General features: G+C 53.4%; 11 protein-coding genes. 7 read left to right on the top strand and 4 right to left on the bottom strand.

Annotated elements, in window-relative coordinates:
• Positions 1-381: 381 nt before the first annotated feature.
• The 5 genes from rfbH to NST43_RS21565 all read left to right on the top strand — a co-directional run bounded on the left by rfbH (position 382) and on the right by NST43_RS21565 (position 5,249).
• Positions 382-1,710: a lipopolysaccharide biosynthesis protein RfbH gene (rfbH, locus tag NST43_RS21585; RefSeq protein WP_339219297.1), complete on the top strand. Its 1,329-nt coding sequence runs from the start codon at positions 382-384 to the stop codon at positions 1,708-1,710.
• Complete coding sequence (gene rfbF / locus NST43_RS21580; protein WP_339219295.1) at positions 1,707-2,483, top strand: glucose-1-phosphate cytidylyltransferase; 777 nt, start codon at positions 1,707-1,709, stop codon at positions 2,481-2,483. Before rfbH ends, rfbF begins: the two co-directional genes overlap by 4 nt.
• Positions 2,465-3,565 (top strand): CDP-glucose 4,6-dehydratase, encoded by a 1,101-nt coding sequence (gene rfbG, locus NST43_RS21575; protein WP_339219294.1) that lies wholly within the window; start codon positions 2,465-2,467, stop codon positions 3,563-3,565. The genes rfbF and rfbG overlap by 19 nt, the downstream gene beginning before the upstream one ends.
• Before the next feature lie 10 nt (positions 3,566-3,575).
• Positions 3,576-4,673, top strand: a complete 1,098-nt coding sequence (locus NST43_RS21570) for a glycosyltransferase family 2 protein (protein ID WP_209985051.1) — start codon at positions 3,576-3,578, stop codon at positions 4,671-4,673.
• A gap of 177 nt (positions 4,674-4,850) precedes the next feature.
• Positions 4,851-5,249, top strand: a complete 399-nt coding sequence (locus tag NST43_RS21565; RefSeq protein ID WP_209985048.1) for a MerR family transcriptional regulator — start codon at positions 4,851-4,853, stop codon at positions 5,247-5,249.
• A gap of 193 nt (positions 5,250-5,442) precedes the next feature.
• On the opposite strand, the gene NST43_RS21560 is transcribed toward NST43_RS21565, so the two are convergent.
• Complete coding sequence (locus NST43_RS21560) at positions 5,443-5,799, bottom strand: hypothetical protein (RefSeq protein ID WP_209879878.1); 357 nt, start codon at positions 5,797-5,799, stop codon at positions 5,443-5,445.
• A 209-nt stretch (positions 5,800-6,008) separates the two neighbouring features.
• On the opposite strand from NST43_RS21560, the gene NST43_RS21555 reads away from it, so the two are divergent.
• Complete coding sequence (locus tag NST43_RS21555) at positions 6,009-6,287, top strand: hypothetical protein (RefSeq protein ID WP_209985045.1); 279 nt, start codon at positions 6,009-6,011, stop codon at positions 6,285-6,287.
• On the top strand, positions 6,277-6,975 hold the full coding sequence (locus NST43_RS21550; RefSeq protein WP_339219293.1) for a hypothetical protein: 699 nt from the start codon (positions 6,277-6,279) through the stop codon (positions 6,973-6,975). The genes NST43_RS21555 and NST43_RS21550 overlap by 11 nt, the downstream gene beginning before the upstream one ends.
• A gap of 19 nt (positions 6,976-6,994) precedes the next feature.
• Here the strand turns inward: NST43_RS21550 and NST43_RS21545 are convergent, their stop codons facing one another.
• From NST43_RS21545 to NST43_RS21535, 3 genes are all read right to left on the bottom strand, one after another.
• Positions 6,995-7,561: an acyltransferase gene (locus tag NST43_RS21545; protein WP_339219292.1), complete on the bottom strand. Its 567-nt coding sequence runs from the start codon at positions 7,559-7,561 to the stop codon at positions 6,995-6,997.
• 68 nt (positions 7,562-7,629) lie between these two features.
• A complete protein-coding gene (locus NST43_RS21540; RefSeq protein ID WP_339219291.1) occupies positions 7,630-9,777 on the bottom strand; it encodes a glycosyltransferase in 2,148 nt (715 codons plus the stop codon).
• Positions 9,778-9,934: 157 nt separating this feature from the next.
• Positions 9,935-11,131, bottom strand: a complete 1,197-nt coding sequence (locus tag NST43_RS21535) for a glycosyltransferase (protein ID WP_339219290.1) — start codon at positions 11,129-11,131, stop codon at positions 9,935-9,937.
• Positions 11,132-11,144 lie beyond the last annotated feature (13 nt).

Raw genomic sequence — 11,144 nt, 5'->3', positions numbered from 1 at the left:
AGAGGTCTATGCGAAAGATTCACGAAAGATTCTGGCGCCGGGGCTCGGATTCCGTTTCGTTCTTTTGTCCTGCTTTCCAGGCCGGCCAATAATGCTGCTTGCATAACCCTTTCGCATAATGCCGTCTGTTACAGTCCTCTTTCGTGCATTTTCTTTCGTTGGCGGCTCTGAGTCTTCCCATGTATGCATCCCTCCATAAAGGTTTCGTGTCAAGTCAAGCCCATTATAGAGAACCCTCATAGACAAGAACTGAACAAAAATGGAATTTAAATTCCATTATTTTTTGAAACGTATTTTTCGTTCCCATTGCATATAGATGATGTACCGAGTCCAATAAATCCATAAAACCAAACAAGTCACCCTTGTAAAGGAGGAGAGGCATTGCCTACTGAAGCTTCAACCTTGCGCGAGCAAATACTTGAATTGACGGGCCAGTTCTACGGCAGCCGTTGGCCGGGCCGGTCATTCGTGGCAGGCCGGGATTATGTACCTGTCAGCGGTAAGGTATTCGACGGGGAGGAGTTAATCAATCTAGTTGACGCTTCCCTGGATTTCCATTTAACCGCAGGCAGGTATACCGCTGAGTTCGAGAGTCGTTTCTCCCAAATCATGGGGAAAAAGCATACACTATTGGTCAATTCCGGCTCTAGTGCGAATCTGCTTGCCGTCGCAGCACTTACTTCGCCGCTGCTCGGTGAACGGCGGCTGCGGCCGGGCGATGAGGTAATTACCGTAGCCGCAGGCTTCCCGACCACGGTCAATCCGTTGATTCAGCATGGTCTGATTCCGGTATTCGTGGATGTGGAGCTGCCTACCTACAATATAAATACGGCACAGCTTGATGAGGCGCTGAGTCCGCGTACCAGAGCGGTCATGCTGGCGCATACACTCGGCAATCCCTTCGATCTGGCCAGCGTTAAGGCATTTACGGACCGGCATGGACTGTGGCTGATTGAGGATACCTGCGATGCTGTCGGGTCCATGTATGAAGGTAGGCCAGCCGGTTCCTTCGGCGATTTGGCAACCGTCAGCTTCTTTCCTGCCCACCATATGACCATGGGTGAGGGAGGAGCAGTGCTGACTTCGGGTGCCCGCTTGAAGAAAATTGTCGAATCACTCCGTGACTGGGGCAGGGACTGCTGGTGCCAGCCGGGAGCCGACAATACCTGCGGCAAGCGGTTTGACTGGACCAAGGGCGAGCTGCCTGCCGGATACGACCACAAATATACGTATAGCCACATCGGCTATAATCTGAAGGCTACCGATATGCAGGCGGCCATTGGGGTCTCCCAGCTGGAGAAGCTGGAAGGGTTCCATGCTGCGCGCAGACGTAACTTTGACTATCTGAAGGCAGCGCTGAAGCCGGCGGAGGAATGGCTTATTCTTCCGCAAGCGACGCCGCGCAGTGATCCGAGCTGGTTCGGCTTTCCACTGACTGTGAGGGAGGATGCTCCCCTCTCACGCAATGAAATCGTGCGCAAGTTGGAGGAAGCGCGTATCGGTACCCGGCTCTTGTTCGCCGGTAACCTGCTCAAGCAGCCTGCGTACTCCGGTGTGGCACACCGGATGGCCGCGCCGCTCATTCAGACGGACAGGATCATGAACGATACGTTCTGGGTAGGAATCTATCCGGGACTTACTACGGAGATGCTGGATTATACTGCCGAGGTGTTGCTGGGCTTGCTGAAAGGTAAGGAGGTAAGAAGATGAAGGTAGTCATTCTGGCCGGAGGCTACGGGACCCGCATCAGCGAGGAGACCGATGTGAAGCCCAAGCCGATGATTGAGATCGGCGATAAGCCGCTACTGGTGCATATTATGGAGCATTATGCTTCGTATGGCTTCGATGATTTTGTCATTTGTTTGGGGTATTTGGGCCATGTCATCAAGAAATATTTTGCCGATTTCTACCTGCAGAGCTCCGATGTCTCGTTTGATTTCGGCAACGGCAATCAGATGACCCGCCATAACCGCCAGCTGCGGAACTGGAAGGTAACACTCGCGGATACAGGCAGAGAGGCGATGACTGGCGGAAGAATCCGGCAAGTCCACAAATACACCGGCAATGAGCCGTTCATGCTGACTTATGGAGACGGTATTGCGGATGTCAATGTACCGGAGTTGCTGGACTTCCACCGGTCCCACGGAAAATTAGCGACGGTTACGGCTGTACAACCGATAGGCCGTTTCGGAGCGCTGGATATTAAGGAGGATGTCAGGGTAACCGGCTTCGTAGAGAAGCCCAAAGGTGATGAGGGCTGGGTGAATGGCGGCTTCTTCGTCCTTCAGCCTGAGGTATTCTCCCTGATCGGGGGCGACAGCACCGTCTGGGAGCAAGAGCCGCTCCGGGAGCTGGCCGCGCGGGATGAGCTGAGGGCTTACAAGCACCATGGCTTCTGGCAGCCGATGGATACGCTCCGTGATAAGCGTTACTTGGAGGAGCTGTGGCGGGAGGGAGGGCTCCCGTGGATAAGAACGAAATGACCACGGCGGAATTCTGGAAGGGGCGGCGTGTCTTCGTGACCGGACATACCGGCTTCAAGGGAAGCTGGCTCACCCGCTGGCTGACGATGCTGGGCGCAAGCGTGAGCGGCTATGCTTGGGACCGGGATGAGCATAAGCTCTTCCCGCTGATTGGAGCTGCGCCGGAGGTCCATACGGTCTGGGGGGATGTGCGGAACCGGCAGCGCCTGGATGCGGCGCTGCGGGAAGCGGCCCCGGAGGTAATCTTCCATCTGGCTGCCCAGCCGCTGGTTCGTACCTCTTACCAGTTCCCTGCCGATACTTTCGAGGTAAATGTGATGGGAACGGTGAACCTGCTGGAGGCAGTCGCAAGTGCGGTAGATTCAGGAACACCGGTCAGAGCTGTCGTTAACGTTACGACAGATAAATGCTATGACAACCGCGAATGGATCTGGGGCTACCGGGAGACGGATCCGCTGGGCGGTTACGATCCTTATTCTTCCAGCAAGGCCTGTTCCGAGCTGGTGACGCAGGCTTACCGCAACAGCTATTTCCATCCGGCTCGCTATGCCGAGCATGGTGTTGCTGTCGCTACCGCCAGGGCTGGCAATGTTGTCGGAGGCGGCGATGATTCCCAGGACCGGCTGGTGCCGGACTGCCTGCGGTCATTCGCCGCTGGCTTAAGGCCGCTGCTGCGCAGCCCGGCGGCGACGCGGCCTTGGCAGCATGTGCTGGAGCCGCTTAGCGGCTATCTGCTGCTGGCCGAGAAGCTGGTGCAGGTGGGGGCGGAGTATGCCGCCGCCTGGAATTTCGGCCCGGAGGAGCAGAGCGTCCACAGTGTCGAGAAGGTGGCCGTCCGGCTCGCAGCACTCTGGGGAGAGGGAGCAGGCATTGATATCGCCGGTATCTCCGGGCTGCATGAGGCGGGCGAACTGCAGCTTGACAGCACCAGGGCCCGCCGCCTGCTGGGCTGGCGCTCCCGCTGGAGTGTGGAGCAGGCTCTGCAGAAGACAGTGGATTGGCACAGAGCGCTGGATGCAGGGCAGGATATGGGGAACATCAGCGAGCAGCAGATTCGCGAATACATGACACAGAACCTATAGGAGGGCACTAATGATTACTATCAGTCTATGTATGATTGTGCGCAATGAAGAGAACGGCTTGGGCCGTTGCCTGGATTGCGTGAAGGATATTGCGGACGAAATCGTTATTGTCGATACCGGCTCCACGGACCGGACCAAAGAGATTGCTGCGGAGTATGGGGCAGTGATCTATGATTTTGAATGGATTGACAATTTCGCGGCGGCCCGTAACGAAGCCTTCAGCAAGGCGACGAAGGAGTATATTCTCTGGCTGGATGCGGACGATACCATTGAGGAAATCGACCGGGTGCGCTTCAAGAAGCTGAAGGAGACATTGTCGCCGCAGTACCAGTCTGTGACCATGCCCTACAATCTGGCCTTCGACAGTGAAGGCAAAGTGACCTCAAGCCTTAGACGTAACCGGCTGGTCCGCCGGGACTGCGGCTTTCAGTGGGTCGGGCCGGTGCATGAGTATCTGGCGGTTGCCGGCAATACTTTTGACAGCGATGTCTGCATTACTCACAAGAAGGATAAGGTCCATACGGACCGCAACCTGCGCATCTACCGTGGACGCCAGGCCAGTGGCGAGGAGTTCTCGCCGCGCGATCTCTACTATTTCGCCAATGAGCTCCGGGATCATGCCATACACGAAGAAGCGCTGGAATATTACGAGAAATTCCTGCAGACCGGCCAGGGCTGGGTGGAGGATAACTATCAGGCCTGCCTGAAAATGGCGGAATGCCATGGGAATCTTAACAATAAGGCCGGAAAGATGAACGCGCTGTACCGTACCCTGAATTATGATATCCCCCGTTCGGAATTCTGCTGCCGTCTGGGTAGTGAATTCGTGGAAGCCGGAGAGTTCCAGCGGGCGATCTACTGGTTCGAACAGGCGATTTCGCTGCCGCGAAGATCTACTCTGGGACTACAGGATATGACCTCTACCACTTGGGTGCCGCATCTGCAATTATGCGTATGCTACGACCGGATGGGTCAGTACCTCAAGGCTAATTATCATAATGAGTCAGCTCTATTCTATTATCCTACACATCCAAGTATGCTGCATAACCGGAAATATTATAAAGAACTCCTAGGTGAATCCTTCAGCGAATTATTTAAAGTTTCTTAAGCAGGTAATCTGCCGCTTCCAGGGCAGCTTAATAGACAGGCAACGTTCTCCGGAACGGGCCTGTCTATTTATTTTGCGGGACGATAATTAGAGAAATAGGTATTTTTACACATTTATTACGAGGCACATGAATACCATTAAAGTAAATAAGTCCACCTAAAATAGAGGAGCGATGTTATGGTACGCCATTACACCCAACTGGAAATCATTAATTTATCGAAATTGCCTCCGACTACTGTGAAGAGATGGCTGGAATATTTCTCTTACTTCGTACCGGGGACCCGGCAAGGAGATCAGGTGCTCTATCCCTATGAAACTCTGAAACTGTTAAAAAGAATCAGTGAGCTGCGTATGGAACGCTATCATCTAAGCACCATTGTACGCCTGCTGATCGAGGAGGGCTTCCCGATGTACAGCAAAAGTGAACAAGAGCTTCCCGTACCAGAGCGAACGGAAAACCGTATGACCGAGGCCCCGGAGCAGGACAGACAGCAGCAGCTTGTGGCTTCCCTTTCTTCACTGGCCAATGAGCTGCTCCGGATAGCGGATCATCTGAATCACTTGAAGTTGCAGTAGGCGGAGCTTATATGATTTGGGCTTGTCCATTTTTACGCGGAAGGTACCAGTTGCAACTTATATGCCTAGACAGAGGGTTTCAGCAAGCAGCGAACAGGACATTGCCCTGTACATAGCACCAAGTTCCTCCCGGCTGTGCCGCCACCCTCAATATGTTGTTATGTCCGTCTGGCTGAAGAATGGCAGTTGCCTGTTATTCCTCATCTTCCTCAATTTCAGTAGTTAGTTCTTCTTCCAGCAATCGTGCGGATAAGGCACCAGAGTCACTCAGCAAACGCAGAATCCGGTCCATCTTACTGAGACTAAGCCACTGGCCCTTGGTAATCTCTTCGAGCAGTCTGGCGGTTGTGTTATTCAACTGGATCATGTTGAGGAAATTCATGTTTCCGGGATTAGAAAGCACGAAGGCCTGCATCGCTTCCGCTTCTGCATTAATAATGTGAGACAAAGACATCTCGTTGATCGCAATAGAGGTGAGCAGGAGAGAGATGCTTTCCTCCCGCGTAAGCGAGATATCGGGAGTTATATTGGGGATGTGGGGCATTGACATGCAGATCTCCTCCAAAACGTGAAAGGTTGCTTTGCGCTTAATTATCTAGTCATAGCTATGTATACTTCAGGCACAGATTGTCCTATTCCTGTTATTCTCTGAAATCCGCCAAATCCGATATACCTGGGACAAATGGTGATAGGGACAAGTCAAAAGCACATATATATAACAGTAACTAAATCAAAGCAGGCAGCGGGGGGGATGAAGCGATGCTACAGCGGGAACGGTTGATCAAAGCGATTATTCTGGCTGCGGCGCTGGAGGAAGAAGCGGTCTCGGCTCTGATCGCGGTTGAAATCCGCAAGCTGGAATATATGTATGATGATGAATACAGCTGGGAAGAAGAACCAGAGATGGGGGGGCTTGACGCCCTGCAGGCGGCGGTGGCCAGAATCATCACGGCCCTGGCCCAGCATCAGGCCATGATCTGCCGGACACTGGAAACCAGCAGACGGCTGGTGCGAGAGGTGAACGGGTATGAAGGCTGAAGCCCGGAAATCGGAGGATGAGCTATTGGTAGAGGCGATTCATAAAACAATGGGACAGATGGAGCAGCTGAAGCAGGCTTGTCTGCGGCTCTCGGTCAATGCGGATGACGAGCTGGCGCTGTTCATGCGCGAGACAGAACGGCTGCTTGAACGAGCTCAGTCCACAGGCCGGGAGGCTGAGAGGCAAGAACCGGAGCATCGGGAGCAGGTATCCACCGTTATCAAGCAGACCATCCGTCCTGCAGATGCCTATGTATCCGGGGGCAAGTATCTCTATAATACGGGTAAGTCCGTCCGGTTCATCCAGCGGCGCTCCGCGCAGGCCACGCGCAAGCGGACGTCCCACAAGAAGCGAGGACGGACAGTAGGAGTGCGCGCAGCCAGCGAACGCAAGCGGCAGCAGCGGCAACAGCTGAAGCCTGCTATTCAGCCGCAGCAGCCGAAGGGGGTAGTGGAGCCGCAGCAGCCGAAGAAGGCAGCGGAGTGGCAGCAGCCGAAGAAGGCGGCGGAGTGGCAGCAGCCGAAGAAAGCGTCGGAGCGGCAGCAGCCGAAGAAGACGGCGGAACGGCAGCAGCCGAAGAAGTCGGTGGAACGGCAGCAGCCGAAGAGTATGCAATCTATGAATAGCCAGCCGTCCGTTGACTATCAAGGGATCAGAATCTCGTCCAACCTGAAGTACTCCCTGTAATATACTTCTTATTCTACGATCAACATCTGCCCTCGCCAGGCAGCTGCCATACTCCTGCTTCGGGATCATAGGCATTCACCACTCTGGCGGGATTGCCCGCCGCGATGCAGTAATCCGGCAAATCCCGGGTTACCACACTGTTAGGTGTGACCCGGCAGCCCTTGCCAATCGTTACGTTACCCACAACGACGCAGTGGGCACCAAGCTCGCTGCCTGCACCGATCCTGACCTGATGGCTGGCAGTGGTGATCCACTGGTCGCGGATGGGAATGCCGATCTGGCGGTACTGATGGTTAGTGTCTGCAATATAGACATCTGGCCCGACGATAACATTATCTTCCAGAGTCACATTGTTCGCAGCGGTAATGATCAGATTGCGGCTGCAGCTGCAGCCGTCTCCGATCGAAATGGCTGGCGGTTCTTCCTTACCGGGGTGAACTACCGTGAACCAGCTATTCTCCTGAATAAGCACATTGCGGCCGATAGCGACTTTCTCCGGACAGTTGATATCGGTCTTCAGCACGATCAGACTTCCGGGTCCGAAAGTGCTGAAGCGTTGTTGAAATTCCGGGCTGATACCTTCCATACTCTGATGCCTCCTTGTCATGGACCGGACAAGCCTGCTGCTGCGGCCTGCCCGGCGGCTATATTGCCTCATATATTTAGATGCTTGACCTGAATTTTGTGCAGCCGTTCATGCAGCTCTGGATAATAGGATTCATCCTGGTAGGCTGCAACAAAAATCTGCGGGAAATCTTCGGGCTGCAGCTGCTGAAGATTCTTCTCCAGCATGTAGTTGTACCACCAGAGCAAGAAGGTATGGGAGATTTGCTTCTTCTCGGCTGCCAATACGGCTGCATCTAATCCGTTGTCCAGGAAATAATGAAGTATTCCCAGGTATGATTGAATGAATGTCTGTGCGAAGCTGTAACCTCCTGCAATCTTGTCGCTGCTGGTCAGTAGCTTACGGTGATACACACAATAATCCGGAGTAATCTCTAGAATAGAGAGCTCCAGATAGACCTGGATAAGATTCGAATCGATGAACCGCCCAGGCGCGGCAATCTGTTCAAATTCCTTCCGGCGCATAATGATTCCCGACAGAAATGTACTGTAGATCGAGACCTGTTCAACATACTTGCTGATTCCTGATCCCCGGTTCATCACTCCTGTGTTACTAAGGATATCAAGGAAGAACAGGCTGCAGTCCCGGTTCTGTTCGATCAGGTTATACAAGGCTTCGAGCGAACCGGGGAGCCAGTAATCATCGCCGCCGTGAAGCTTGATGAATTCACCCTTGGCATAGCCTGCACATTTCAGGGTATTGCGGTCAGTTCCTTCATTAAGTTCATTGCGGTAGTAGTGAAGGTTGGGATAACGGGCCTGATACTTCCGCACCAGTTCTTCCGTGTGATCTGTGGAGCCATCATCCGATACAATGACTTCGAAATCCTCCTGTCTGGCATTCTGGCTGTAAATACTCTTCAGGCAAAGATCGAGCTCTTGTTCGCAGTTATAGGCAGGGATACAAATACTTATAAGCGGTTGCGAAACAGTCTCTATAGCGTGACGCTCAGCTTCCTCGCTGGGCGATCCATTAGTCTTCAGCCACTTCCGGGAGTCGGGATCAAATTGCTTGATTACTCTGGCAGGTGTACCCGCAGCTACACAGTAGTCAGGAATTACCGTGCCGGATACAACGACTGACCCCGCGCCTATGACACAGCCCTTACCGATGGATACCTGACCGGCAATGATGGTGTTCGCTCCAATCCAGCTTCCGGAGCCGATGGTCACAGTATGACTCCAGGAGCTCACCCCCTGCTTCATGACGGGCAGATGAATATTCTCATAAGCAGGATTGTGATCGGATATATGCACATTAGTTGATATGGCTACCTTGGCGCCAATAACTAACCGGTTGACTGCCGACAGGCTGCACCGGCGTCCGATCTCGCTTCCGGCACCAATCTGGATGCGCGGTTCGCTGACAATATTATTGTAAGGGAGCGTAAGACAGCAATCTGCCTGCAGCTTGACTTCATTGCCCAGAGCAATTCCGACCGTACCCGACAATTCGCAGGATGGATGAATGCTGCATCCGCTGCCGAGCCGGTGGAACCGGTGCTGGCCATGGTGTTTGCCGTAGCCGTAATATTCAAGGAAAATGTGCCGGGCCTTCTCAATAGCAGTGGTTCGGTCCGGGATACCGCAGTTATGCAGACACCAGGGCAGAGGCTGCTTGGGAACCCCTACTTCATAGCCGCTGCTGATGAATTCCTGACTGTGTGAAGCGTCATAGAAGTGCCAACCGGTGAACAAATCCTTGCGCCAGGGAAGGTCGTACTGTGTTGCCATCAGCAGTCCGCTGAGCGTCTCCACCGTTTCATATTCGTCCACTGGCTGCATCAATTCAAGAGGCTGAAGTGCGCCTGTATGGCTATCAATCACTTTACCGAACTTCTGTGATGCGTCCTGCCATATACCGGAAGACGGAAGCGTCTTAGCGCCAACGGTTCCTAACATGCCGAGTGATGGATAACGGGAGAACAGCCGGACGATGTCTTCAAGAAATTGGGGATTTAGGATATGGACATCCTGATGAATATACACCTTATACTTGGCATCTGACTGGCGCATGGCCTGATCGTACCCCGCTGCCAGGCCGGAGGCATTCCTGACGATTTGCAGATCTACGGTGAATCCATCCGGTTTGAGTAATTGCTTAAGATTTTTTTGGCTGCGTTCCGCTAATTCCTCATTATTCACACACATGATAAAACAAATTTTACGTTCATCCATGTCGCTGACATCCTCTCCTTTGTCCTCAGTACCAGGCATCCCTGTCATTTACCGGACTTCATGGACCCGAAGTTTACGCCTTAAGATCTCTGCCTGTTCATAGTCTATATATATTCGGTGAATGGTCAAAGATCATTTTTTTTGGCAATAGCCGTAATTACGGAGCTGATCCGATGTGCCGCCCGGCTTCGGTCATGGTATACCGGCACAGGCAGAACTGCGGATTCAATTGCAATAATGCATGTTGCCGGGATACCCATGGGTCCAGAAAATTTGTGGCTTGTACAGAATCGGCAGTACGCTCCCAATCCTTTCGGTTCAGAACAACAGGGAGAGGAGGGGAGGAAGATGACGCTGTAAGTCTGAAAAATTCGGATAGTCCCTCCAGCCGTTCGGTCTGTGGATTGCTGCGGATGAGTGTGGGCTGAATCAGGATGATCGCACACTCAGGATGAGTATGCAGCACGTTCAGAAATGGAAGAAGAGTGTTAGGCATGAAGGAGTCTCCCGGCTCATGCAGCATAATGAATTTCCCGCGCCCCCTATCAGCAGCTTGACTTGCAACAGAGCCTCCTGCTGCAAGATCTGGGTCGCGGTGATACCGGAAGCTGCGGTGCAGTTGTCCATAGTGGTGCCCCACCTCTGCGGTCTCCTCGGACGAAGCATCGTCCAGGACGCAGACCTCGATTAATCCATCATCATCCATCTGTGCATAAATCGACTCCAGACAGCGTTTTAGCTCTACAGCCTGATTCCGTCCGGGTATGCAAATGGATAGCAGAGGTTCCCTGCTTCTGCGTTCCAATACCCTTCGGGCCTCCGCTTCGCTATCTACCCTGATCCACTCTCCGCTGGACGGCTCATAGATGCGGCGAAATTCAGCAGGGTTGCCGGCAACGACACAGTAATCCGGCACATCCCGAAGAACTACGCTGCCGGCACCGACTACACAGCCTTTACCAATCTTCACAGGGCCCAGAATAGAGGAGTGTGCTCCGATCCATGAGCCTTCACCGATTATTAACGTGTCAGAAGGATTACCTCCCTTCTCCCAATCTTGCCTGGCGTCATTAATATACACATGCGGACCTGTGATTGCATCCGCCTTCAGTTCCACCTTGCCCGATGCGATGATCGTCAGGAACCGGCTGCATTCACAGCGGTCTCCGATTAAGATGCGGGGTGAGCCGTCCTTGGAGGGAGAGGGAATCTCCCACCGGTAGCCCTCCCGCACCATTACGCCAGTGCCGATTGCCGTCTGCTCTGGCAACGATAACACACCGTCTGAGGCAATCCTGCAGCCGCGGCCATAACGGTAAAAGCGATAGTATAGCGAGGGGGGGATCGTATGCATATGCTCCTCCTTC

The sequence above is a fragment of the Paenibacillus sp. FSL H8-0332 genome (assembly GCF_037963835.1).
Lineage (GTDB): Bacteria > Bacillota > Bacilli > Paenibacillales > Paenibacillaceae > Paenibacillus_AQ > Paenibacillus_AQ rhizoplanae.
The sequence above is the reverse complement of the archived record's forward strand: the minus strand, read 5'-3'. Positions and strand labels throughout refer to the sequence as shown.

Coding starts and splice junctions, on each gene's coding strand:
- rfbF (WP_339219295.1), top strand. CDS start 1,707: ATGAAGGTAGTCATTCTGGCCGGAGGCTACGGGACCCGCATCAGCGAG.
- NST43_RS21570 (WP_209985051.1), top strand. CDS start 3,576: ATGATTACTATCAGTCTATGTATGATTGTGCGCAATGAAGAGAACGGC.
- NST43_RS21565 (WP_209985048.1), top strand. CDS start 4,851: ATGGTACGCCATTACACCCAACTGGAAATCATTAATTTATCGAAATTG.
- NST43_RS21560 (WP_209879878.1), bottom strand. CDS start 5,799: ATGTCAATGCCCCACATCCCCAATATAACTCCCGATATCTCGCTTACG.
- NST43_RS21555 (WP_209985045.1), top strand. CDS start 6,009: ATGCTACAGCGGGAACGGTTGATCAAAGCGATTATTCTGGCTGCGGCG.
- NST43_RS21550 (WP_339219293.1), top strand. CDS start 6,277: ATGAAGGCTGAAGCCCGGAAATCGGAGGATGAGCTATTGGTAGAGGCG.
- NST43_RS21545 (WP_339219292.1), bottom strand. CDS start 7,561: ATGGAAGGTATCAGCCCGGAATTTCAACAACGCTTCAGCACTTTCGGA.
- NST43_RS21540 (WP_339219291.1), bottom strand. CDS start 9,777: ATGGATGAACGTAAAATTTGTTTTATCATGTGTGTGAATAATGAGGAA.
- NST43_RS21535 (WP_339219290.1), bottom strand. CDS start 11,131: ATGCATACGATCCCCCCCTCGCTATACTATCGCTTTTACCGTTATGGC.